This window comes from Rhodohalobacter sp. 8-1 (assembly GCF_038150125.1).
Classification (GTDB): Bacteria; Bacteroidota; Rhodothermia; order Balneolales; family Balneolaceae; genus SW132.
The window spans coordinates 96,196-122,246 of the sequence record NZ_JBBVMF010000010.1; the positions used below are offsets into that span (position 1 = coordinate 96,196).

The window sequence follows — 26,051 nt, forward strand, 5'->3', positions numbered from 1 at the left end:
TTGTCTTGCACCCTGCACCCTAGATCAACCAGGAACCTGTCCCGAAGGTATTCAGACCGGAAAAATCTCGAGTGCCGGGACCAGAAAAACACTGGCAGCGGCCCCGCGGGAAATCTGGCAAGTCTTAAACATCATGCGCTTTGCACCATGCGCCTTGCCTTTCGCTCCAGACTCTGGCAGGATCCCACGAACTGCATGTGGGGACTCTACCAGGTCTTTGAACCTGCGCCTTGCACTCTTAGCGCCCTGCACCATGAATCGGACGCTTCAAGGAGCTCTCTCCGTTCGCACGCTTGGAGGTCCTGGTTTGAACCATGCATCTACACCCTGCGCCCTGAACCCTGAACCCTGAACCCAGACGCTGTCAGGAATCCACGCGAGCAGCTCGCGTGGCTACGCTGACAGGTCTTCAGTCAGTCCCTCTGCCATTATTACGGCGGGATGCTGGGCCGTGCGCTGAACCCCGTCGGCAATCTGGTGGCGGCAGGAAAATCCGGGGGCGCAAATGGTTGTGTTTTCATCAAACGCTCGAACTTTGGGAAACAAGGTTTGCTCGCCTACCTGCATTGATACATCATATTTATCGTTTTGATAGCCGAAACTTCCGGCCATCCCGCAGCACCCGGTTTGCATCTCTTCCGGCGCAAATCCAAGGACCCTGAATGCCTGCATCAGCGGATCATTTCCCACAAGGGCTTTCGTGTGGCAGTGCCCGTGCAGCTGAACTTTTTTGCCTTTACCTAAATCAACCGGTTCGGATGCCGCCAGTTCAAATACCAGGAATTCCTCCCAGAGAAAACTATTCTCTGCAATCTTTTCAGCCTTTTTCAGGCTTTCGTCGCTGCATAAGTCTGTGTATTCATCACGGAGTGTGAGAATTTCACTTGGTTCGAGCCCCACAATGGGGATCCCCAGATCTGCGAAGGGGTAGAAACGGCGGATATTCTCTTCACAAATGTCGGAGGCCTCATCAAGCAATCCTTTAGAAATTTGCGGACGGCCTGTAGGCCAAATTCCAGGAACTATCACGCTGAAACCCAATGCCCGCAAAACGTTACAGGCGGCAATTGCAATGTGCGGATCGTGGTAATTTGTGAATAGGTCTACCATTAGCACAACCTGCCTGGTGCCCTTGATGTTAAACTCAGTCTCATGTTTTTTAAACCACGATTTGAACGTCTGTGAAGCGAACTCAGGCAGGTCACGGCGCGAATCGATTCCAAAAACTTTCTCAAGAATGGCTTTTGTCGGGGGCTGTTTGTTGATGAAATTCGTAACGGGAGCAAAGAGTGATGCCAGGGGATAAAGCTTTTCAGGCTGCCCGAAGAACCGTTCACCGGCAGTTGTCCCGTTCTCTTTATGATAGCCGTTCATAAACTCCGCTTTCATTTTGGCCATATCCACGTTAGCCGGACACTCACTTTTACACGCTTTGCAGCTCAGGCAAAGATCGAGAGCTTCCTTCAGCTCTTCAGAACGAAATGCTTCCTTTTGTTTCCCGGAAAAAAGCTGGCGAAACAGGTTTGCGCGTCCTCGTGTGTTATCTTTTTCCTCCCGTGTGGCGTGGTAGGAGGGGCACATGGTTCCGCCGCTTTCGGCAAGCTTACGGCAGACGCCAGCGCCGTTACACTGCTCAATAGCACTGTCGAAACCGTCGGCTTTTCGCCATTTAAACATGGTTGGAACATCAGGCCGCTTGTAATCCGGACTGAAGCGTAAATCACTGTCAATAGGTTCAGGGTCGAGGATTTTTCCGGGATTGAAGCGGTACTCCGGATCCCAAATCTCTTTCGTTTTTCGCAGAAGAGGCATCATTTCGCTGCCAAGAACCGTTTCGATGTAAGGCGCCCGTGCCCGGCCATCACCATGCTCGCCGGAAAGAGATCCGCGATATTTTTTAACCAGCGTGGCCACCTCTTCGGCAATCTCTTTCATTGTTTGAATGCCTTCCGGCTTCATTGTGTCTACCACTGGTCGCAGGTGAAGTTCACCCACCGAAGCGTGAGCGTAAAACACACACGTTGTGTCGTGATTGTCAAGAATCTGCTGAAACTCTGATATGTAATCCGGAAGGTCTTCTACGCGTACGGCCGTATCCTCCACAAACGTGGGTGACGGACTCTTTCGGCCCAAACCCATCAGCAGTCCAAGACCGGCTTTGCGAAGATTCCATACGCGCGTCATTTTATCGGGCTCAGACAGAAACGGATGTGCATAACCCAGACCAATATCTTTAAGCTTTGCAGCAAGTCCGGCGGAGTGCTTTTCAAGGTCATCCAGATCATTACCTTCAAATTGTACAATCAATATACATTTAGGCTCACCATCAAGGAAAAACCGGTTTTTACTCTGTTCGATGTTGCCTTTTGTGGCGTTCAGGATAATGTCATCCACCAGCTCCACAGCGGCCGGATTCCATTTCACAATCTCAACCGTGGCCCGCATCGCCTCCTGAATTGATTTAAATTGCGGAATGACCAGGGTTTTGGCTTTGGGTAACGGCACCAGGTTTACTTTAGCTGACGCTGTCATGGCCAGGGTACCTTCACTCCCGCACAGCAGCTCGGCCAGGTTAAATGGTCGTCCACCGGGTGTAATGGGATCCATCTCGCAGAGGCGGTCCAGCGCGTAGCCGGTATTTCTGCGAATAATGTCGGGATGTGGATAGTGGTCAAATATATCATCCCTGTGCTTTTTTAGCAGATCAATCATACCGCGATAAATAGATCCTTCAAGTGTATCAAGCTTTAATTTTTCCTGAAGCTCAGCATTACTCACTGGGTTGAACACAACTGATGATCCGTCACTTAAAATCGCATCAACCTCAAGTATGTGCTCCCGCGTTGTCTTATGCTTGATGGAGAACGAACCGCAAGAGTTGTTGCCTATCATTCCGCCAAGCATGCTTCGGTTTGTTGTTGCCGTATCAGGACCGAACTGCAATCCATATTTGGCCGCTTCGCGATTCAACGTATCACGTATTACGCCGGGCCGAACCTGTGCGTAGTGCCCAGGCTTATTTATTTCAATGATATCTGTCATGTGGCGCGACACGTCCATGATCACTCCTTCCCCTGTCGTCTGACCAGCAAGACTTGTTCCTGCACTTCGAGCCGTGATTGAGAAATTCTGGGCAGCTGACTGATTGACGAGCATACGTATGTCATCTGCTGTTTTGGGAAACGCTACGCCTGATGGTAATTCTTCATAGAGTGATGCATCGGTTGCATAGAGCCGGCGGGTAAGCGAGTCAGTTTTTATCATGAAATGAAGGTAATAAAATTAGAATAGGCACTGATGATCAAACAGAAAAATAACAATGAATGATCATAAAACTTACAATTAATTGAATTTATCCGATAAAGAGAGCGGTACCATAACATAAAATTCAGTATTTACGGTATATACGTTTAAAAGCCTGCAAAACAAACACTATGTGATTCCTGAAAATGACGAGTTTAGAATGAGAAAGAAAGAGAACAGCAGAGCAAAACTTTATCGGGTTGTGGCCATCTTTATTCTGCTTGGGCTCTCTTTAAGCGTCGTATCCTATTTTGGAAACAAAGTACAGTCGGGTAGCCGCTCATATATCAGTGGTGAATCAGAGTGGTCAAAAGCCCAGAAAGAGGTGACTATCACCCTGCTTCAGTATGTTAGAACGGAAGATCAGCTTTTTTACAACAAATACCTGCAGTCGCTGAAAGTTATTGAAGGCGATCGCATTGGCAGGGAACAGCTGAGGTTAGAAAATGTAGATTATACCCGGGTTAGAGAGGGGTTTCTTCAGGGAAATAACCATGCCGAAGATGTAGATGTAATGATCTGGCTGTTCAGGAATTTTAGCGATTTTGAACAGATTCAAAATGCACTTACAATCTGGGAAACTGCTGATAAAATGGTTGGGGAATCAACACTGCTTGCTGAGGAAATCCACCGTCGTGTGCTTTACGGTAACCTGGATGAAGCCGCAAAAGAAGAGTATGCAACCAAAATCCTTGCTTATAACGATCGGCTGACGGTAACAGGCCAAAATTTTTCTGATGCGATGAGTTCTGCCGCCAGAAGGTTTGGGGGATATATTTTTTGGCTGAATGTTTTTTTATCCACCACATTTATCATCTTTGCGGCGTACTACTCTATTTCATATATGCGGCACCTGAGGGGGTCAAATGCAAAACTTGCGAGGTCGGAGCATAAATTTCGCAATGTATTGGATCACTCGCGAGACGTGATATACCAAATTAGTATCGGATCGGAGCAGTACGATTATATGAGTAGTTCTGTAAAGGATATGCTCGGACTTGATGCTGAAGAAGTGATGAAAGGCGGCCCCGAAATGATATTACAGCGCGTGCACCCCGATGATCTCGGCCGGATGAAAAAGCGCCAGGAGCAGAACCGGTCGGAGAATGTTGAAGAGACCATTATACAGGACAGCGAGTTCAGGGTGAGACGTGCTGATGGCACCTACACATGGGTGAACAACAAACGAGCCGTTGTTCATGATGAAGACGGCAACCCGGTAGCCATCGTTGGAAATGTACGTGATATTTCAGTGCACAAGCACCAGGTAGAAAAACTGGATCAATCGCTAAACGAGAAGCAGACACTGCTTGCGGAAATACATCACCGCGTAAAGAATAATCTCGCCATTGTTTCCAGCCTTATAGAATTACAAAAAGATGAAGTGGATCCGGAGCTGAAGCCCGCATTCAGGAACGTACAGTCTCGTATAAAATCAATTGCGCTCATTCACGAAAAGCTCTATGAAAATACCATATTCTCCGAAGTGGAGCTGGCAGATTATCTTCGTGAACTGTCTGAGATGATTTCGCACACTTATCATTCAAAAGATAACCGGGTGTCCATAAAATTGAACCTGGATGATGTGAAAGTAGATATGACCTCTGCCGTTCCGGTTGGACTGATCTGCAATGAGCTGATCAATAATTGTTTTAAACACGCATTTAATGAGTGTGGTGAGGGAATCGTGGCAATTTCGCTTAAAGATTTGGATGGTTACGTGGAGGTGACAGTTACGGATAACGGCGATGGGCTTCCGGATGATTTCAGCCTGGATAGCATGCAAAGTCTCGGCGTTACGCTGCTTACCGTTCTCACCAAGCAGATCGGCGGCGAACTGAGGAGCGTCTCAGATGGCGGGTCTCAATTTGTGCTCACGTTTCCGGTTCAAACTGAAGAAAATAAGAAAGCGGAACGAAAAGCTGTTTAATATCCAGTTTTCAGTTCCGCTTAAATTTTGAGAAAAAGTCTTCCGCCAGGCGGAGAGATACAGAGGGGTGTTCAACGGGCCTTATCAGAATATGATGAACATTCCCCTTTTTTCGTCGCGGGCATCCCTTCTGGAAAGGGGGACCTCCTCAAATATGATTTATCAATTGAAGTTTGCTTATTCTCAATTCAATCAAGCCGCAAGCACTTTCGAAACAGCCTCGGCAGCTTCTTTAAGCAGAACTGCAGAAATTACGTTCAGGTCGCTGTTGTCGATGATCTCTTTCGCTTCTACTGCATTAGTGCCCTGGAGACGAACAATAATCGGTACATTCTCAACCTTCTTTGCAATCTCGGGATCTTTGATCGCTTCAATCACGCCGTTGGCAACGCGGTCGCACCGAACGATACCGCCAAATATGTTGATCAGGATGGCCTCCACATTTTTATCTTCCAGGATTATTCGAAAACCGTTTTTCACGGTATCCACATTGGCACCACCGCCCACGTCGAGGAAGTTGGCCGGTTCACCGCCGGAAAGTTTAATAATGTCCATTGTTGCCATAGCAAGTCCGGCCCCATTTACCATACAGCCCACATTGCCGTCGAGCTTGATGTAGTTCAGGCCATATTTTGAGGCCTCGAGTTCAATAGGGTTTTCCTCGGATTCATCACGCAGTTCAGCATACTCCTTTTGACGATACATGGCGTTGTCGTCAAAGGTGAATTTAGCATCGAGTGCCATCACATCGCCGCCGGGGGTTTTTACCAGCGGGTTGATCTCAACGAGATTGGCATCGGTTTCTTCGTAGCACTTGTAGAGTGCCATAATAAATTTCACTGCTTTTTTAAATGCATCGCCTTCAAGGCCGAGCGCAAAAGCCAGACGGCGAGCCTGGTTGGGCTGGAGATCCATGCCGGGTTCTACCCATTCCTTGATAATTTTTTCGGGTGTTTCTTCGGCTACCTGCTCAATTTCCACCCCACCTTCCGTAGATACCATGATTACGTTCTTGCTTTTGCCACGATCAAGCAGGATACCCAGGTAATACTCTTCTTCAATATCCACACCATCAGTCACATAAATGGTGTTCACTTTCTGGCCTTTATCACCTGTTTGAATGGTGACCAGCGTATCGCCAAGAAGATCTTCGGCTGCCTGCTTTACTTCATCAATCGTTTTGCAGAGAATAACACCTTTAGCGTTACTCTCTTTCGTTCGTCCTTTTCCGCGGCCGCCGGCGTGAATCATCGCTTTTACAACAAACAAGGATGATCCCTTTTCCTTCATCTCTTTTGCTGCCTTCACAGCATCATCAACACTATCTGCGGCAACGCCATCGGGTACGGCAACGCCATACTCTTTTAAAATCTCTTTGGCCTGATACTCATGAATTTTCATAAACAATCACGTTTTTCATCAAAAATTACGGTTTAACAATTTCGGTCTAATAATACCCAAACTGGCAGGTAAAAAAAAGTTGAGTTCTTATGCCGGGGCAAAGGGTGTAATAACGCTTAGAATTAATATACACACAGACTTCCATCAGAAAAAAGTGTAAGGGAAATGCCCAATGAAGATCATACGATTAAAAAGAGATTATTATGGCACGACGATATCGAAAAGAAAAGGAGCTGAGTTACATTTCACTGCAAATCGTGGCGGGAGTTCCTCTGTTTACGGATCGGCGAATGTTGGTAAAGATAAGCAACGGACTTAAATGGTGCTGCGACCGCAGAGGCCTGCGCATATATGAGTATGTAATTTTACCAGATAGAATTCTGCTGATGGGCAATACTGCCTGGGGAACATTTGATGATATAATCGAGGGCTTTCGGGTCTTTAGTTCGAAAGCAATTATGCTCGTTCTCCGGGAAGGCCTGGCCGGACTTCAGGGATCGTGGATGATTCCGGTGCTTAACAAATATGGAAAATCTGACGGGCCAAATGGGCTAATAATCTGGGAGGAAGGCCTCAATAAACGGGTACTGTATCAATCACAGGAAATAGATGCGACCGCCCTTGCCATACGCCGTGCACCGGTGACGCGCGGTATCGTTGCAAAAGAAGAAGAGTATGTGCACTGCAGCGCAAACCCAAAGAATCCATTGGAAGGGTGGCAGGTGGCGGTTACAGACAGAGGCATTTGATCAGGATATTCTGTAAAATCAAATGCCACGCCTGAGTCCACGTTCCGAGAACCGCCAGTCCGGGATAGATACATTAATTTCCCGGTCGCTCCAGGTAATTTGGGTGTTTCGGTCGTCCCTCAGGTCATACATTGTCATTTTTGAAGGAGACCAAAGGCTGTCGCTGACTTGTTCAAAACTTTCTGCTTCCAGCCGTTTAATCATCTCATCACTGCTGTTAAAGTAATGGATTTCGTTTAGCGTAAATCTCTCGCGATCGATAAAGAATTCAACATAATCATATTGATCAGACTCTGGTTTATTTGCCCGAACCCTGTACACTGAGTCCTGCTCCTCGAGCCAGACAAACTCATAATCCTCGGACTGCTGATCGCCTAAATCTTCGTAAGTAAAATCACTTCCCATAAAGCGGTCGCCCCGTTCTCCGGACGTTATAGTCTGAACACGCCCAACAGAGGGCAGGTAAAGTTTCTGGGAGCTGTCGCCATTTTCCCGTATAGTCAGAAAAGCCGTGCCGCTTACGTTTCCGGGTTCTGTAAATACAATCAGACTGCTTGAATTGTCGCCTTCTGTGTAGCTCCACATTTTCATCGTGCGATTTCGCGTGCGTCCGCGAGAGTCAGTAATGGTCATTTCCATCACGGCTGTTTCTGTGGAAATAGAGTTTTGCCGTTCCTCCACCTGCTCAAAGATTTTGCGTGCCTCATCTTCGTCAGTTATCCGATCCTGAGCCAAAGCCGGAAATGTAGCGAATAGCAATAGCAGAGCAATGAGGAAAGATCTGAGATTCAAAATAGAGTGCGTTTTTTAAAAATGACTACCGTTGAAAACAACGGCGATTTTTCGGTGTTCGTTCAGACAAACGAGAAAGGAGAGGGGGGACAAATAAAAATTGCCACGCCCGTTAAGGCGTGGCAAATGTCAGGATCACTGAATTAAGTTACATGAACTCAATCAGAATCCTTAACCCCACTCAAATATAACACAATTTTAGTATTGAATAAAGTTAATTATTGCTTAACATTTCCTCTGTTTGTGACGTTAAACCATTGCATATCATATAAATAGAGATCTGTGTCATTTATCGTTTGAGGCTATGCTGCCCACTAAGAATATGGCACACCGCATGGGTAGAGTTTACATACATAATTCGTATATGTATTTAACGAGAGTCTCCGATTGTTCTGGATTCAGTATTTTAATCTCAAGTGGTTTAATTCCTGCACCTTTGGGTAGGAAAAGATAAAAGTCCCCCTTTGAAGGGGGAAGCGAACGGAGTGAGCTGGGGGATGACTTCTGAGTTTAGAGAAGTCCTGAACTTGATTCAGAAACTTAACTGATCATCCCCCATTGCCCCCTTCGAAGGGGGACACTCCAGAATAAACTCATTATTGGACCTAAAGTTATAGGTTCTAAGTTGATACCTCGTGGGCTCTGCCCCGAGGTAGTTTATTCTCAAGTGGTTTAATTCCTGCACCTTTGGGTAGGAAAAGATAAAAGCCACACTTTCCCTAATTTGGGGATTCCCCTTCGGAACAATATCCCAAATAGCAAGGGCAGGCAGCCGACAGAGGGGTGTTTTAAAGCTCTATTTGATTAAAAGAATAAGCGAGACAGGCAATCTGTGCCAAATGAATAAGCCTTCGTTTAGTTTTTATATACCCGAACATAATCTACTTCCATGCGAACCTGTTCGAGGGTTGGATCGATACCATTTTTCATTCCCCCTGTTTCATATTGCGGATCACTTCCCCAGTTTCCGCCCATCGCAATATTCATGATGAGGAAGAAGTCGTTATGAAAAGGCCAGTTATCAGAAGTTTTGTCTGACGGACTGTAGGTGTAGAAGCTTTCGCCATCAACTTTAAAGATGATGCTTTCCGGCGTCCATACTGCTTCGTAGATATGAAACTCATCGTGAAAATCAGGAATCTCTATCTGGCCTTTATTTTGTGTATTGCCGTAACTTGATGGCGTATGCAGTGCACTGTGAACTACGCCCGGATCTTTTCCTACATGCTCCATAATGTCTATTTCACCTGAGGCGGGCCAGCCAATATCTGTATAGTTTGAGCCCAGCATCCAGATGGCCGGCCATGTACCTGATCCCTGCGGAAGCTTTGCACGTACCTTAATAGTAGCGTATTGGAAAGATTGAAGGCCTTCGCTCTTTATTCTTGCTGATGTCCACTGACCGCTTTCTTTAATTGCATCGATCACGAGAAACCCATTCTCAATCCGCACATTTTTTTCTTCATCGGTGTAATATTGCACCTCGTTATTTCCCCAGCCACCACTTCCATGCCCGATATCGTATGTCCAGTTGCTGTTATTGGGTGAGCCCGGAGTATTAAACTCATCAGACCAGATAAGGTCGCCCGGCTCGAGTGTATCATTTGGATCTGTTTCGTTGTAATCGAAGCTGCTAGCCGGGTTATCTGATGCGCAATATGAGAGGCTTAAAATCAGTATCAGGACCAAAATCACTTTTGAAAACTTTTGCATTGGAGTCGGGGCTATTACTTGATGTCATTAAACGTTTATGTAAATGAGATAAAAAAGGAGAGGAATGTCATTTCCTCCCCAATAGAACTGTATTAATTATTGTCAGTTCGATATAAGAGTTTGTAAAGAGTGTCCCCCTTTGAAGGGGGCAATGGGGGATGAAAAGTCGTTAGCTCAAAGTTTCATCATAAATATTAGAGTCAAATCTTAGCTCAAAGAGTCATCCCCCTCGTCCGCCAGCCGGCGGACTCTTCCCCCTTCCCACGAAGTGATCCCTACGGGAGAAGGGGGACTTTTTAGACTCATTTACTTATCTCGAACTCACGTTAATCATTTATTCAACCAGCTGGAAGTCATCGATAAAGAATATACCGGGATTACCGTGAGCTTCACCACCAATCTGAATGATGATACGATCAAAATCCTGGCGATCGCTGAAGCCGCTGAAATCAAACTCGAGTTCCACCCAGGTATTTGTTTCTAATGACTGGATAATTTCCGCCTGAGTTTGCCATGAGTTATCACCCATGCCGGTTTTATCGTGTAGTTTAACAGCAACCTGCTGTTTAAGGATACCATCAGACCATGCTTCTTTTTCAACAGCAACTGTTTCGTAATCATTATATGAAGGTAAGTATGCCTTTAAACGAATGGTGCTTCGCTGATTCAGATCAATTTCAAATCCGGGATCAATATAGAGGTTATCATAAAAATGAGCCCCGCCTGATCCTTTTTCATACTTAGCCACTTTGGCTGACGTATTTATTCCCCTGGGAAGAGGATTATCATAATTGGGATTGAAATCAGCGATTTGATCCGTTACCCAGTCTATATTACCCTCGTCGTCAAAATTATCAAACAATTCTTCAGAGGTATAGGGCAGTGGTTCCGGCTCTTCAACAGGATGTTCGTAACCTTTAGGAATAAGTGTATGATACCACGCTAATCCATTCGGATCTTCAAATCTGAGAGCTAAACGGTTTTCAGATATTTCCTGAATCTCATATCTGCGCGTTCCGGCAAAGAAACCAATAAAGGCAGGATCAGAAACTGTAAGGAACATTGTTCCATCCTCCTGTTTAGTGAAATTAAAATTGAGATCGTCCGGCGCACTCCAGGGTGCCATCAGGTCTCCACCCGGTGCTTCCATTGTTCCTTCAATCTCATCTCCATAAGCTCCATTCAGGAATACATAACCGTTGGTTGTCATGTCAAACTCCAGGCCCCGGAGAGTAAATGTGTACTCGTCGGTGTATAATCCTGTACCCGGTTTAGCCATTGGAGCTGCTTCCCACCACTCAGGCCAGTTACCTTCGACAGGCCCAACTCCCATGTGTCCGGCTTGAGTACTGTCAACGACCCACGTTTTTCCATCCACATTATCGAGCCCCCCGGTCAGTAGATTTAGATCGGGGTCATCAAGCATCCATATTTTTGTCTCTTCGATTGTAATAACTTTCGAATTAACTGCCTGGCCGGATTTGGTGAAGATTGTGAGCTGAACGGTATAATCACCTTCCAGCGGGTATTGACTCGTAACAACATCACCCTCAGCGGTAGACCCGTTACCAAAGTCCCAGATAGCCTTGAAGCTTTCTGATGTGTTCGCAAACTCGATAACATTGGGGTTATCAGCATTGGGCGTCATCTCGAATGTGACGTTGTCGGATTGCGGCGGAGCATCCATATCGGGGGCAGTGGGCACTTGAGGCTCACAGGCTCCCAATCCAATGATCAGCAGAATCGGGAGTATCCAACGGATTTTATTTGATGTTTTCATAATATATGTCCTTTCAGTTTGAAATTTTTGTATTAAAAAGGATTCGCCTCTTAGTACTCTGGGTTCTGTTGAAGCTGACCGTTTGAAATATCGATCTCACTTTGTGGAATAGGGAAAAGTCCCTGTTTTCCTGGTTTGTAGGAGATTTCAAAATCAGGAGTATCACCTTGATAACCTTCTCTTATTTCTCCGGGTGTTGAAATGTGCTGCTCTGCTTCGCTCTGTCCATATCGCTGGAGATCCCAGTAGCGGTGACCTTCAAGTGCGAGTTCAATTCTGCGCTCATTTCTGATATTTTCGAGTGTTGCAGCAACTTCGGCCATACCGGCGCGGCTTCTTACGCGGTCCAGATATGCTTTTGACTGGGCAGGATTACTGTCTAAATGAAGCTCAGCACCCATCAGCAATACATCTGAAAATCGTATAACCCTGTAGTTGTTGCCCCAGTTTAATTCAAGCTGACCATCAGAGGGAGCATACGATTTATGAGTCGTGTATTTCTTGGTGAACTTTCCGGTGTGTTGAAATCCAATCGTTAAACCTTCATTAAACTCACTTTCAAAAAGCACGGTGGCCTCAAGACGGGGATCGGCTGGTTCAAAGGCATCCACGAGATTCTGCGTTACAGGGGAGAAGCTCCATCCGCGAAGGTAATCTTCATCTCCGGGCTGCTCTACACGCGGACCCTGCATCTGTGGTGCCATATTACCTTCACCACCTTGAATAAATCCCCAATCCCACCAGGGTCTTGAATCGGAATAAGGAATTTCAAATACAGACTCTTCGCTAAACTCAAAGTCAGGTTTAAAGTTATTGGCGTAGTCATCAAGCAGTGTGTGCCCGCTCTGATTGATAACGTCATCAATCATTTGGGTTGCCATCGGCCGGTCAAAAACAATGTTGCCTGCCGGCAGGTCTTCACCGTAAACGCCTGAATAATAGAGGTAAACTCTGCCCATGAGCGAGCGTGCAGCCCAGGTTGAAACCCGGCCAAGCTGATCATTGGCAATGCTCTCAGGCAGATTCGGAATTGCGTCCATTAAATCCCTTGCAATCTGAGAATACACATCTGCAGGATCTGCTTGCGGCTGATTATACTCATCAGGATTATCAAGCGGAGTGGTAATCAGAGGTACATTTTCGAAAAATCGAACGAGGTCAAAGTAGTAGTACGCCCTCAGAAATTTTGCTTCTGCCATCGTACGGCTCTTGAACTCTTCATCAACATCAAGCCCTTCAACTTCCTTCAGGAACTTGTTGGCTCTGTAGATACCTGTATAGTATTTTTGCCAAAGTCCGTGCACCTCACCGTTTGTGGTGCGGATGTTGTGTTTATCCACTTCAATAATATTTGGCGCATCGTTTCGGCTCGCTCCGCCTGCATACGCATCATCTGAGGCAATGTCACTCAACATTTCCGGTACGTGAAATCCCACAACGGTATTCCACTGGAGAACGTCATAAATAGCAACAAGTGCTTCCTGAGCGTCTTGCTCGGTTTGATAGAAGTTAGACTCAACCCGCTGATCCAGCGGTTCTACGTTTAGAAAATCATCACAACTGCTTATGAAGCCTGCGATCGCAAGAATCGAAAAGGCTAATAATATTTTTAAGTATTTCATGATCTGAAGTTTTTAGGTATTTGAAATTCTGTTAGAAAGTAAATGAGACACCAATTCTGTAGCTGCGTGCCTGCGGATATACCCCGCGGTCTACACCTACACTAAATGGTGATGCTGACCCTATCTCCGGATCAAATCCGCTGTATCCTGTAAAGGTGAAGAGGTTGTCTGCAGAGAGGTAAATCCTTGCCTGTCTCATGCTTACTTTCTCTAAAATGTTGAAAGGCAGATTGTAGCCCAACTGAACATTTTTTACTCGCAGATAAGAGCCGTCTTCTACATAAAGGTCTGAGATCTTAGACCAGTTTCCGTTGCTGTCATTCCATGTGAATCGAGGCAGGTCATTGGATGTGCCCGGCCCGGTCCAACGCTCAAGGTACGATACCGGCATGTTTGTGCTGGACAGATCATGGCGCCTTGTTGCATTGAAAATTTCATTTCCCAGCGTGCCCTGCATGAATACAGACATATCGAACTGCTTATAGTTGGCTCCAAAGTTCATTCCAAATGTTACATCAGGTGTTGGATTACCGATCATTGTGCGGTCAGCATCGTCAATACGGCCGTTTCCATCAAGATCTTTGAAACGAACGTCACCAGGTGCTGCCTGTGGCTGAAGCAGATCTCCATCGCTATTGGCATAGGCATTCACGTCATCCTGTGTCTGGAAGATCCCGTCGGTTTCGTATCCCCAGAAGTAGCCAATCGGGAATCCCTCTTCTGCACGTGTTACAATACCATAAGTGGCAAAGCCTGTTCCTACAATTACACCTTCTGCATTACCGATGTGCGTGACTTCATTTTTGTTCACTGCAAAATTCAGCCCAACATTGTAGCTGAAGTCATTCGTATAGTTTCGGTAATCGACGCTGAATTCGAACCCTTCATTGCTAACGCTGCCGCCATTAATGATTGGGGCGTTGTTGCCAACGTGTCCCGGAATAGGTGCTCTAACCAGCAGCCCTTCCGTATCTTTTTGATAGTAATCTGTTTTAATAATCAGCTTATCCTGCCATAGCCCCAAATCAAGTCCGAAGTTCAGCTGCTCGGATGTTTCCCATTTTAGATTTGGGTTTGGTACGCTTGAGGGAATAGAGCCAGTCGTGAAACGTTCGTTTCCACCAAAGGTATAGCCAAATCCTGTTGCTATTGTTGAGGTGTAAGCGAAGTTTCCGATGTTTTGATTACCGTTCTGTCCCCAGGATGCACGAAGCTTCAGGAGGTTGATGTTGTCGTAGTCATCCATGAAAGATTCATTGCTCAAAATCCATCCCAAAGAAACAGATGGGAATACAGCATAACGGTTGTTGGCTCCAAACTTGGATGAACCATCAACGCGCAAAACACTGTCGAGCAGATATTTTTCATTATAGCTGTAGCTGACGCGGCCAAAGTATGAGAGAAGGGTCTCATTATAGGCACCCCCGGCGGTTTGCATCGACTCTTCGTCAGAAGCCACGTTAATCCATGCGTTGGCAGGATTCGTCATCAGCAGGTTTGATTTTGATCCGAAGAGATCTTCAAACTGAACTTTCTGAGCAGAAATACCGCCTAAAAGTGAAACGTCATGACTTCTGAAATTCTCCTGGTATGAGATTGTATTCTCAAGGTTCCAGGTGTACCACCGGTTCTCTGATTTACTTACCAGAGACTGGCTGTTGTTCTGTGAGGAGTTCAGGTAAAAAGTTGGGACGAAATTGTCGTTTTGAACGAATGCAGCATCAAGTCCAAAGCTACCTCTGAGAACCAGGTTCGGCATAAGATCCAGTTCAGCATAAAGGTTGTTAACCAATTTGTCGACCTGCGTTTCACCGTGTGTTACCTCCAAACGGGCGACCGGGTTTACAATCTCCTGGGTAACATAATTGGAGATACCAAAGTACTGCCCGTCATTTTGTACGGCACTGCTTGGATAACTCACCAAATCATCCGCATCTGTCTCAAAGACAGGAGTGAGGGGATCCATATTTAAAGCATTACTGAGCGGAGATCCCCATTCGCTGTTGCTGAGTACGGCGTTCCTGTTTATTCTGGTGAAGTTAAAGCTGTTTCCAAATCGAAACACGTCACTCACTTTACTGTCGAGTTTTAAGTTAAACGTATTTCGGCCGAATTGTGATTTGTCGCCGCCAACAATTCCTTCCTGTGAGAAGATCGTAAAGCCTGTCAGATATTGAGTTCTGTCATTCCCGCCGGAAATCGTGAATTGATGATTTGTCATAGGAGCATTCTCGTTGAATACTGCGTCTTGCCAGTCGGTTCCACCCGTAACGTCCGGTGACGCTGGGAATGGCATCGTCAGGCCGGCAGATGCAGCACCTTCGTTCATCATCATCATATACTGGCGTGCATCAAGCACGTTTATTTTTTTCCATGGGTTTTGAATCCCCGCGTAACCATCATATGAAACACTGGTCACGTTCGGGAGGCCTGATTTTGTTGTGATCAGAACAACACCATTTGCCGCTCTTGCGCCATAAATAGCAGCTGAAGACGCATCTTTCAGAACCTCGATCGACTCGATTGAGCCGGGGTTCAGATAATCAATACCACCAACGGGCATTCCGTCAACTACATAAAGCGGATCTGCACTACCTGTGGTACCCGCACCCCGGATTCGTATGATAGGAGCTTCACCGGGTTGTCCTGATTGATTAGCAACGAACACACCGGCCGTACGCCCCTGAAGAGATTGTTCAACCCGCAAAACGGGTGTTTCTCCAATCGTTTTGGAGCTGATGGATGATACTGAGCCGGTTATTTCACTCCTTTTCTTCGTTCCGTAGCCCACAACCACAATCTCATCGCCGGATTCCAGCACGTTTGGAACCAGAGCTACATTAATTTCGCTTTGGCCATCAACGGGAACTTCCCGGGTCTGGTATCCGATATATGAAAAGCGAAGCGTATCGCCGGGCTGGATCCCTGTCACTGCATAACGCCCTTCAATATCTGTGGAGGCCCCTCGGTTAGGGCGGCCTTTTATGAGAATATTTACGCCGGGTAATGTTTGATTTGTTGACCGGTCAACCACGACGCCTGTTACGGAGTCGGCAACGGCCACCGGCTTTGGAATTTCCATTTCGGAAATAACAAAGGTCCGGTTCTCGATATATTTGAATGCTAAGTTGTGTGGCTTTAGCACTCCTCCAATGATATCCCTAAGAAGGCCATCCTGTATTTCCGCAGGCCCCTGCTTTCCTTTTACCAGGTTGGTTTCGTATAAAAAGATAATATCATAGTTACTTTCAATTTTGTTCAGAGTCTCTTCCAGGCTCACCGTTTGTTTCCGTTCCTGGGTCAGCTCAGAGTCTGTTCCTGAAACGTAAAGTTTTGCTTGGTTAGCCTCTACAGGGTGAATGCCCAATAGAAGAGAAAGAAAAACTAACAAGGATAATATTTTAGTTTTCATATCACGTGTGTTTTAGGTCATTATTAATCGATCAGTTTACACTGAATCAGTTCTTTTCTTTGATGTAGACTGTTTGTTGCTGCTGTTCAATATGCAGGTCTGCCATTTCCGAAAGGCCTTTTAGTAAAAAGCTCAGAGAGGAGTGGTTAAATCTGCCTGTAAGCTTTTTATCTAAGAGAGCCTCGTTTTCTATCTTAACTTCAATGTTGTAGGTAAATTCAATCCGATTAATGACATCAGAAAATGGCGTATTATCAAATACCAAGCTATTGCTGGTCCATGACGTATACACATCCGTATTTACCTGTTCAACCTGAATCCCTTCAAAATTTTGTGAGAATAGCGCTTTTTCACCGGGTGACATATTGTACTCAAGCTCAATTTTATTATCCTCTCCCCGAACGTTAATTCGTACGCTCCCTTCAGCCAAAACCACCTGACTCTGATTGTTTGTGGTGTTTACTGAAAATTTTGTACCAAGCACTGATACAGTTCCATTAGGCGTATGAACAATAAATGTTCGAGCTTCAGACTCTGCTTTTCGCGCAATATCAAATAATGCTTCGCCCTCAAGCCATACATTCGTGGTGTCGGCTCCGGCTATTTTTTGAGGGAGCTTTATTTCTGAATTTGCATTTAAAACAATCATTGATCCGCCAGAATATTGAATGGAGGTTTTTTGGCCTGAATCCGTTTTCATGACCCGGTAGTCCACAGTGGCTATCCGGATTTGCTCTGCCTTCTCATAAAGCAGAAAAGAGTTTCCGGCTATAAAACCGAATATGAGAAGTACACTTGCAGCTACACCCATCATTGCCCATACCAATTTTCTGGAGTTTTTCCGGGGGTGTCCGAGAGGTTCTGAATGAACGGCGGGTTGAATCCGCCTCTTCAGACGTTTAAATTCTATTTCTGCGTTTGGTTTAGGTAAGGTGTAGACGCCTTTGTCTAAGAGCTTGCGGCCTTTCTCCACCAGCTCTGCATGCTGATCGCTCTGTTGCATCCAGTCAATCCAGCGGGCCTCCTCTTCTTTGGAAGAGTTTCCGTTCAGGAAGCGGACAAAAGAATCATTTAATAGTAGTTCAGAGAGAGGTCTTGCCATGATGATTTAGTAAGAAGATTAACCCCGATATCTACTTATGAAGAGAAGAGCTAAATCTTTATTTACTGAATTTTTTTAAAGTTTTTTTAAGCTCTGAACGAAAAAGATTTAACAGGTTATTAATATTGAAATTAGGGAGGAAGTGGGGCAGGGGTGCTAACTGTTCAGAAATTTGCGCAGGTTATTTATCGCACTGAAGACTAAATTGTAGACACTCTGTGTGCGCATTTTCATAACTTTGCCAAGTTCTTTGGTAGAAAGGCCTTCGAAATATTTTAAATAAATAGCTTCTTGCTGACGGGGAGTGAGATTCTCAATTGCTCTCTTTAATTCTTTGCTATCTTTCTCTTCAAGCTTCAGGATTTCATCCCAGCTATTATAATTAATGAGGGCGTCGAACTCCTCGATACGGTATTTATTGAACAGTTCATTTCTGCGCTTTGACGCTTTTTTCTTATTAAACAGTTCATGGCGAAGGGAGGAGAAAAGGTAGGCGCGAATCGAATTGGGGCAGCTAAGGTTCTCGCGATATTTCCATAGCTGAAAAAAAACCTCTTGTATGGCATCCCGGACGTCATCAGAATGCGGAATAATGCGGTATCCATAACTGTAGAGTGAATCAAATGTAACCCCGAAAAGTCTGCCAAGCGACTCCTCATCGCTTTCACGGACTTTCTTCCATATTATCTCCAAATCCACTTCAGGAGACGGTCTATGCTTTGTCTCCGAAGAGGGTAGATGGGTGTGGCTTTTAAAATTCGATTCTCTCATCTGATTAAAGTTCTGTTGTGATACCAAACAATAAAGGCATAAAGTATCTTGATAATAAGTGTAAGCATCTTTTATGAAAACTGTGGGAAGCGGTCTGACATTGCCTTTGGAATTATTTCAGAGACATACGTGATTCTCTTCGTAAATGAATTGTATCTGTTGCAGAAAGCCCGTAGTTTTAAAGCTGTTTAGAAACAGGTTTAAACAATCCAGGGCCCGTAGCTCAGTTGGTCAGAGCAGTCGGGTCATGATGGGTTGGTCGTCACGCTTAAAGCGTGACCGGGCCGATGAGATCTGGAAAAGATATTGAAACCGATTTAAGAAATTTATTGAAAAGGGCCCGTAGCTCAGTTGGTCAGAGCAGTCGACTCATAATCGATTGGTCGCAGGTTCAAGTCCTGCCGGGCCCACATATTTTTCTCACCTCTATAATTTGTTTAATAGGCGCAGCGTCAACCCAGGCGTTGATCTTGCGGAGGCATGCTCCGCGGTTCAATCCTGCCGGGCCCACTTCTTCGCCGAGGCTTCAGAGTGCGCGCACTACATTAGAAATCAAGAGATAGAAAAATGTACTACGTTTACATACTTAGAAGTGTCAATGAAGATTGGCAATATTTTGGGTACACTTCTGAATTAAAGCATCGGCTCAACGATCATAATCAAGGTAAAGTCAAGTCTACGAAAGAGCACCACCCTTTAAGATAGCTAGTTATATTGCCATTTAGAATAAAGAGATCGCTATAAATCTCGAGAGGTATTTAAAGAGTGGTTCGGGTATAGCGTGGCGAAATAAAAGATTACTTGATGTATGAGTACTGCTTGATCTCCGAAGCTTCAGCGCAGGAGGTCCGGGCCCACTTTTATATTTTGGGATGAATTCAGGGCAAAAATGCCCATTTATGCACTTCTGCACCCCAAAAATCCCTAAAACTTACAGTTTGAAAGCGACCTAAAGTGACCGGAAACGAGTCACTCGATCACTTTCACTCCCATTCGTGGGGCCACTTTGGGGCCAAGATATAAGAGAGAGTGCTAATCAGGGTCTATTTTAGAGAGAGAATGTGGTCTCGATAAGAAAGTCATATTATAAGAATCTACCCAAGTTGTGGTTAAAAGCCTCCGTGGTTCAAATTCACTTCTATATTTCAGTTTCCAACAAAGATTTATTCTTTTAAGTTAACTGAAACACTCTTCTCAGTTTTTAGCATGCCAATCACTGCTCAGCAAATCAAACTCTTCCAATCTCTTTTCAAAGGTCGGGAAGATGTGTATGCCAGACGCTGGGAAAAGGAGGGTCGCAGCGGATATATGCCGGCTTATGATGTGGATTGGGAACGGTATGAGAAGCATAAAGCGCTTGGCGGGACATTTCAGGATTTCAAACACAAAACGTTATCACCTCTGACACCACACGTCATCAAAAATCATTTGTTGGGTAAAGAAACGGTTGGAATCTACCCGCTGCTGAAGAATAATACATCTTGGTTTTTAGCGGCTGACTTTGACGGGGAGAACTGGCTGGATGAAAGCCGCCGATTCATCAATATCTGCAAGCAGTATCAAATTCCTGCTTATTTAGAACGGTCCAGATCCGGAAACGGAGGTCATGTGTGGATCTTTTTCCAGGAACCGTATCCCGCCTGGAAGAGCAGGAAAATTGCTTTCAATCTGTTGCGAAACGCAGGCATACTTTCGGAGTTTGAAAAAGACGCAAGTTTCGACCGACTGTTCCCAAATCAGGATTCACATTCTGGTAAAGGATTTGGACACTTGATTGCCCTGCCGCTCAATAAAAACCGTATGGCTGATGGAAACAGCTCATTCATTGATCCCGAAACCGAGCAGGCGCTCAATGATCAGTGGAGCTTTTTGGAGAGTATTCAGAAAGTAACAACTGCTGAACTTGATCAGATCTACCGCTCAATTTATCATTCTTCTTCAAAATCTACCGTAAGTCCTTCTGCATCCAGCGAAACGCTTCAAATTGTCTTGAGCAATCAGGTGAAGCTAAACAGAGAAAAGCTATCTCCTGAAATTATTAAATATATCCGGGATGAGCTAAATTTTATCAATTCGGACTACTTGGTGAAAAAGCGGATGGGGCGAAGTACCTGGCAGATAGAAAGATACTTCAAACTAATTGATGAGCAGGATGACAGCATCACAATACCCAGAGGGTTCTTACCGAAACTGATTGCTTTTGCTCAAAAACAGGATATTCAATATAGCATTGAGGATCGGCGTAAGAAGCTCTCTCCGGTTATTTTCCATTCAAGTATAAAACTTCACGCATGGCAGCAAGAAGCATTAGAGCCGACAACAAAAAAGGACTTTGGCGTGCTTGTAGCTCCGCCCGGATCTGGGAAAACAATTATGGCGCTGGAGCTCGTTGTCCGAAAACACCAGCCGGCCCTCATAGTGGTGCATCGCAAGCAGCTGTTCGATCAATGGATTGACCGAATTGAATCTTTTTTCGGGATTCCTGAACGGGAGATTGGCAGGTATTCCGGATCTCATAAAAAAGAGGGAAAGATAATTTCAGTAGGGATGATTCAAACCCTGAAACAGCAGGAAATCAGTGAAAAAATAAGATTCATTCGGGACAATTATTGTGGATGAATGCCATCATGTTCCGGCGAAGACATTTCGAGAATGCATCACCCAGTATAAATCCTATTATTTGTATGGGCTCACGGCCACCCCGATGCGGAAGAATAATGATGAAAACCTGATTTACGTTTATATCGGAAATATTCTGTCTGAAATACCTTCGGATTATCTTAATTCTGATAAATCCGCAACTATTCAGATTAACATCAGAAATACAAAACTGCAGGTCCCGTTTGATTATAAGGTTGATGATTACGAAACTCTTTCAAGAATACTGGTCCATGACACTGCCCGAAATCAGCTAATCGTCGACGATCTGAAAAAAGTTACAGATCAGAAAAAGACCGTTTTACTGCTTACAGAGCGTAAAGCCCATATCGAGGTACTGAACCTTTATCTGAAAGAACAGTTTGAGACCATTAGCCTGAGCGGGGACGACTCCAAAGGAAGCCAGCTATCTAAAATGAAACAGATCCGGGCGGGTCATTTTCAGATTGTGCTGTCCACCGGCCAGTTTTTTGGCGAAGGAATCGACGTGGATCGGTTTGACTGCCTGTTCCTGGTTTACCCGTTTGCCTTTAAAGGGAAGTTGATTCAGTATATCGGCCGGATAACGCGGTCGAACCAGCTGCCTGTGATATATGATTATCGTGATCGTCAGATCAGTTATTTTGAGAAGTTATTCAAAAAGAGGAACCGGTTTTACAATGACATTCGAAAAGCCAATCAGGTAACACTGGATTTGTAGAGGGCTTGCTCCAAAAAGAGGCCATTGACAGAAAACCTTTTTTTCAGATTTCCATTTTATCACTATACTATCGAGTGAGCGAAGAAATATCCTGACCCGCTCTCTCAAACAAAAAATGTTTGAATGATTTTATCCATGAACCCGGGCCGATTATGCTTCAGGGAGATCACGGACCTATTGAATTTAGAAAACTTGTGATAACTCCGTCTTCAAATTAATTCTCATAAAGTAGTCACCCATTAACGGGCAGAGCGGTTCATTGCCGCTCTGTGCATCCCGGATGTATTTATGCTATCTCTTTCATGTTGACAGGGTCCCAACGTATCATTCGCTCTTCATCCATGCTGGTGTTCGTTAGCAGGGCGGGAGCTGCTGCACGGAACCCAAATGTAGAATCTTCAAAGACAGGAGATCCGTTTCGAATTGAGTCAAAGAAGTTCACGAAGTGATCCAGTCTTGAGTCGTACCCATCAGGAGTGCGATATTCTTCGGTCTGATTCATTTCGGGTTGAAACTGTACTTCGCCGGCATGTTCTTGCTTGAAATTTTGTATGAACTCTTCCTGAACCACTTCTGAAAATGTGAGCAGAGAGTTATAGCCTTTGAGATCTTCCAATGTGGGTTCTCTACGCGGAATCCGGGTTAATTTTACATTATTTCCCGGAGATACCTCCATCGCACCTTCATCGCCGATAAACTGAAATCGCGTACCCGTACCGCCGCCATCAGCCAGGTTACTTTGCAAAGTAAGTGTAAAATCGGGGTGATTGTCTGTTTCGGGATAGTGATACTGGCCGTTGATCACATCAGGTGCTTCTCGTCCGTCAAACCAGGAACGCAGGCCACCGGCAGCAGCTATGCGTGTTGGCCCCGCAGAGCCCAATACTGTATGAATACCCGTGAAAAGGTGTACGAAAAGATCACCGGGAACGCCTGTTCCGTAATCATCATAGCATCTCCATCTGAAGAACCGTTTTGGGTCCCAGGATACATCGGGAGCATTTCCAAGGAATGTGTCCCAATCCACCGTTTCAGGAGTAGCATCTTCAGGCATAGAATATTGCCAGGCTCCCAGAGAAGAGTTACGGTTATAGACGGCCACTACTTGGTTCAATGTCCCGATAGCTCCGGATTCATACAACTCTTTTGCTTTCAAAAAGATCAGGTCGCTGGTAAACTGGCTGCCAACCTGCAGAACAGCATCGCTGTTACGGTCTGCATTGATTACGTCTGCCCCCTCTTCAATTTTTTGGACCATTGGTTTTTCACAATAAACATGTTTACCGGCCTCCAGGAAATCAATTGAATGCCGGGCGTGCCAATGGTCTGGCGTGCACAGAAGAACGGCATCCACATCATCCCGATTCAAGATTTCACGATAATCTTTAGTTGTAAATACATCTTTACCAAACACCTCTTTAGTTCGTACAAGACGTGAATCATAACAATCGGCTGCAGCTACTAACTCCACCCCGGGAACTTCAAGTGCGGTGGGCGTATCATAATGAGCAATAATTCCCATGCCTATTGTAGCGATTTGGATACGGTCATTTGCTGCAAACTTTTTTTTCCAGTCCCGGCTCTTAAGTTCTTCATAGCGACTTGCTGCTTCTCCCTTAAAAGGATTAAAAGCCAGGCCAGCCATACCAAAAGCACTGTTTCTTAGAAAATTCTTGCGAGAAATATCAGACATGGTAAACTCCTTGTTAAGTGATCAAAAGTTGGTATTTGTGCTTAAAATCAGAATGATTATTTAATATCGACTAAAAATTACTTTTAACTCTGGCAGATTATCTTACTGTTGTTCGTTTCATCAAATCGGGGGCTGAAAATGATTGCTAAAAAATTCGCCAATTCGTGAAAGAGATCAAATCTCCTTAATGTAAATATTTCGAAATTGAACAAGGGAAGGTGAACTTGCCCATTCTCCATCAACTTTGTTGCCGTGATGCTGAAGTGCAATAGGTCCGCGATCGTCTACATCGGGAAGCTGCACATCTTCAATGATTGTTTGTTCATTGAGGACGACAGTCAAACGGTCTCCTATCATCGTAATTTCAAACGTATTCCACTCACCGATGTGATTATCAGCGAACGTTGAGGGTGTAACTCCGGCAACTACCTCAGGTGGCATATTGGAATCCATTCTGTATCCGTAAACTTCACCTGAACCGATTGGCCAGCTCCAAATATTAACCTGGGCTTTCGACATTCCACGCAAATAGATACCTGAATCGGCATCAGGGACTGACATTCTGATAGCCTCACCATTGGCATTCAGTTGATGAGAACCATCAGGCCGAATGATTGGAACATTTGGATTGGTAAAGGGAGTATCTTTAAGCCGCCAATCGATGCGGAGAACAAAATCTCCATAGTCATCCTCTGTCCAGAGGTTTTTATCTCCTTCCGCTTCACTCATTGCATCGTAATCAATTACCCCGTCTATGACCTGCCAGTGACCGCCATCACCTTCGGGAATCATCCATCCGGAAAGGTCCTGTCCATTAAAAATAGACGTATAATCATCGTTCTGGCCATTACTTTCCGTACACGTTACGATAAATGCGAAAAAAAAGAGTGTAATAGCTAGAAGTTTAATTTTTGTAATGTAGAGATTATTCATAAGTCAAAATATTTGATTCAGTTAGCTGAACAATTGATCGGGATTGTCAATTAAAAAGGCCGTTAACCTGAATATATCACAGTAATTTAATTGAAATATGTATAGTTACATGCGATATATAAGTTAAGATCAAATGTTACGTGTTTAACAAAGGTACTGAGTCTTCACGGCAAAAATTTAACGCTTCGTTTCGTTTTCCTAAAGAATCAATAAGTGAAAGGGTAAAATCGCTTGCTCAAAAATCCTTCAGCTGCACAACTTTACCGCCGCTATGTCATCTTAGCCTTGCTGAGCGTTAAATTTTTTAGTGAAATAACTGGAACAATATATAAATATAGTTGAGATAATCGAGTGGAAGGAGATAAATTCTCAAAATGATATGGCCTTAGAGTTTAATCGCTCAGAGTTTTATCGAAAAGTTGGGGTTAATCCAAGTAGCCATAAGCCATAATTAAAGGTTTTAGCTACCGATTTGAACACAGCTTTTATAAACATAGCAGATAGCCTGCAATGTTCTTTGTACTCTACCTATATGTGTGGGCCTTTGGAGAATTAGAAAAATTAAAAGTCGCTGCTCAGGTTGGTGAATACAATGCTGAGGGTTTGAACTATTTAGTGATGGTGAATAAATAAGGTTCTATGTTAATCGGGACAGGATCGTATTGTTGACTTCAAAATACCAGTGTAGATTGGAATTGTATTTTACAAGAATAAAAGGGTATTTATTTTTACCCACACCTATCAACATAGCCATAAATAAAAAAGCCCGGCTAAAAACCGGGCTTCGTAATATTTAAAAGAAAAGTATACCGCTTCACTGTAGATGAGCAGGAGGGGATGTTGCTTCAATGGCCGTAAATGTTTCGAGGATCTTATATTTGTGTTCAGATCCCTTGGGTACAAAGTAAGAGTCGCCCTCGGTAAGTTCTTTTACCTCGTCAGCCAGGTGAAGCTCTGCTTTGCCTTTAAGAACATAACCAACTGTTTCGTAGGCACTTCGATGAAATTCTTTATCCGCGCCGGGCTCTTCATTTTTCCAGATTCTGAGTCCAACGTTTTCACCCGTTGCCAGGATTTCTTTGGGTGTATCTTTTTCCGGCAATTTTCCTTTTGATGTTTCTTCTATCTCTGAATTCATAATAGTTTTTATATAATTAGTTAATCTTTACTTCTTATAAAACACAGGTCGCGCCTCAGTCATTTCATAAGGATATTTATTTCATCAAAAAGGCAAAAGGATAAGTGCCGGCGTAACAGGTCGTAGTCTAATCTGAATATTATTATAATGATAATCGTGAGGGACCAGGTTCTTAAATAAATAGCATGATTTCGATTCATCAGACAGGAGCATATTATGGTGAGGAATAGTGACTGTATATTTGCGCGATTTATTTTGAATTTTCAGGCAGCAATTAATTGTTAGGATAAATAAAGAGGTTAAAAATTCCTCTAATACACATATCAAGATTAATAATAAAATATAAGGAGAGTA

Annotated in this window: 16 protein-coding genes, 1 tRNA gene and 1 pseudogene; 6 read left to right on the forward strand and 12 right to left on the reverse strand. The window is 44.5% G+C overall.

All coding sequences use genetic code 11. The features are described 5' to 3' along the window. Nucleotides 1-393: 393 nt before the first annotated feature. Entirely contained in the window at nt 394-3,264 is a 2,871-nt protein-coding gene (locus tag AABW11_RS11770; protein ID WP_340105303.1) for an FAD-binding and (Fe-S)-binding domain-containing protein, read from the reverse strand. Nucleotides 3,265-3,463: 199 nt separating this feature from the next. On the opposite strand from AABW11_RS11770, the gene AABW11_RS11775 reads away from it, so the two are divergent. After that, complete coding sequence (locus tag AABW11_RS11775) at nt 3,464-5,233, forward strand: sensor histidine kinase (protein WP_340105304.1); 1,770 nt, start codon at nt 3,464-3,466, stop codon at nt 5,231-5,233. 192 nt (nt 5,234-5,425) lie between these two features. Here the strand turns inward: AABW11_RS11775 and sucC are convergent, their stop codons facing one another. Further along, complete coding sequence (sucC, locus tag AABW11_RS11780) at nt 5,426-6,634, reverse strand: ADP-forming succinate--CoA ligase subunit beta (protein ID WP_340105305.1); 1,209 nt, start codon at nt 6,632-6,634, stop codon at nt 5,426-5,428. A 203-nt stretch (nt 6,635-6,837) separates the two neighbouring features. Here sucC and AABW11_RS11785 point away from each other — a divergent pair, with 203 nt between their 5' ends. Next, nucleotides 6,838-7,383 carry a hypothetical protein gene (locus tag AABW11_RS11785; protein ID WP_340105306.1) on the forward strand — a complete coding sequence of 182 codons (546 nt, stop codon included), beginning with the start codon at nt 6,838-6,840 and terminating at the stop codon, nt 7,381-7,383. An 18-nt stretch (nt 7,384-7,401) separates the two neighbouring features. Here the strand turns inward: AABW11_RS11785 and AABW11_RS11790 are convergent, their stop codons facing one another. The 7 genes from AABW11_RS11790 to AABW11_RS11820 form a co-directional block, all read right to left on the reverse strand. Continuing rightward, a complete protein-coding gene (locus tag AABW11_RS11790) occupies nt 7,402-8,175 on the reverse strand; it encodes an outer membrane lipoprotein-sorting protein (protein WP_340105307.1) in 774 nt (257 codons plus the stop codon). Between the two features lie 855 nt (nt 8,176-9,030). Beyond that, nucleotides 9,031-9,888, reverse strand: a complete 858-nt coding sequence (locus AABW11_RS11795; protein WP_340105309.1) for a glycoside hydrolase family 16 protein — start codon at nt 9,886-9,888, stop codon at nt 9,031-9,033. A 334-nt stretch (nt 9,889-10,222) separates the two neighbouring features. After that, the gene (locus AABW11_RS11800) at nt 10,223-11,668 is read right to left on the reverse strand and encodes a PKD domain-containing protein (RefSeq protein WP_340105310.1); all 1,446 of its coding nucleotides are present in this window, start codon (nt 11,666-11,668) and stop codon (nt 10,223-10,225) included. A 50-nt stretch (nt 11,669-11,718) separates the two neighbouring features. Then, the gene (locus AABW11_RS11805) at nt 11,719-13,290 is read right to left on the reverse strand and encodes a RagB/SusD family nutrient uptake outer membrane protein (protein WP_340105311.1); all 1,572 of its coding nucleotides are present in this window, start codon (nt 13,288-13,290) and stop codon (nt 11,719-11,721) included. Nucleotides 13,291-13,321: 31 nt separating this feature from the next. Continuing rightward, nucleotides 13,322-16,702 carry a SusC/RagA family TonB-linked outer membrane protein gene (locus AABW11_RS11810; protein ID WP_340105312.1) on the reverse strand — a complete coding sequence of 1,127 codons (3,381 nt, stop codon included), beginning with the start codon at nt 16,700-16,702 and terminating at the stop codon, nt 13,322-13,324. 46 nt (nt 16,703-16,748) lie between these two features. Next, the gene (locus AABW11_RS11815; RefSeq protein WP_340105313.1) at nt 16,749-17,804 is read right to left on the reverse strand and encodes a FecR family protein; all 1,056 of its coding nucleotides are present in this window, start codon (nt 17,802-17,804) and stop codon (nt 16,749-16,751) included. A 156-nt stretch (nt 17,805-17,960) separates the two neighbouring features. Beyond that, on the reverse strand, nt 17,961-18,575 hold the full coding sequence (locus AABW11_RS11820) for an RNA polymerase sigma factor (protein WP_340105314.1): 615 nt from the start codon (nt 18,573-18,575) through the stop codon (nt 17,961-17,963). 336 nt (nt 18,576-18,911) lie between these two features. Here AABW11_RS11820 and AABW11_RS11825 point away from each other — a divergent pair. The 4 genes and pseudogenes from AABW11_RS11825 to AABW11_RS11835 all read left to right on the forward strand — a co-directional run bounded on the left by AABW11_RS11825 (nt 18,912) and on the right by AABW11_RS11835 (nt 21,933). Beyond that, nucleotides 18,912-18,985 (forward strand) — tRNA-Ile (locus tag AABW11_RS11825). Between the two features lie 157 nt (nt 18,986-19,142). Beyond that, a complete protein-coding gene (locus tag AABW11_RS20130; protein ID WP_445263767.1) occupies nt 19,143-19,280 on the forward strand; it encodes a GIY-YIG nuclease family protein in 138 nt (45 codons plus the stop codon). Between the two features lie 501 nt (nt 19,281-19,781). Beyond that, nucleotides 19,782-21,222 (forward strand): annotated as a pseudogene (locus AABW11_RS11830) (TOTE conflict system archaeo-eukaryotic primase domain-containing protein); the annotation flags it as partial. 57 nt (nt 21,223-21,279) lie between these two features. Continuing rightward, nucleotides 21,280-21,933: a DEAD/DEAH box helicase gene (locus AABW11_RS11835; protein WP_340105316.1), complete on the forward strand. Its 654-nt coding sequence runs from the start codon at nt 21,280-21,282 to the stop codon at nt 21,931-21,933. A gap of 286 nt (nt 21,934-22,219) precedes the next feature. Here the strand turns inward: AABW11_RS11835 and AABW11_RS11840 are convergent, their stop codons facing one another. From AABW11_RS11840 to AABW11_RS11850, 3 genes are all read right to left on the reverse strand, one after another. Then, on the reverse strand, nt 22,220-23,626 hold the full coding sequence (locus AABW11_RS11840; RefSeq protein WP_340105317.1) for a Gfo/Idh/MocA family protein: 1,407 nt from the start codon (nt 23,624-23,626) through the stop codon (nt 22,220-22,222). 174 nt (nt 23,627-23,800) lie between these two features. Then, complete coding sequence (locus AABW11_RS11845; RefSeq protein ID WP_340105318.1) at nt 23,801-24,559, reverse strand: 3-keto-disaccharide hydrolase; 759 nt, start codon at nt 24,557-24,559, stop codon at nt 23,801-23,803. A gap of 814 nt (nt 24,560-25,373) precedes the next feature. Next, entirely contained in the window at nt 25,374-25,697 is a 324-nt protein-coding gene (locus tag AABW11_RS11850; protein ID WP_340105319.1) for a cupin domain-containing protein, read from the reverse strand. Nucleotides 25,698-26,051 lie beyond the last annotated feature (354 nt).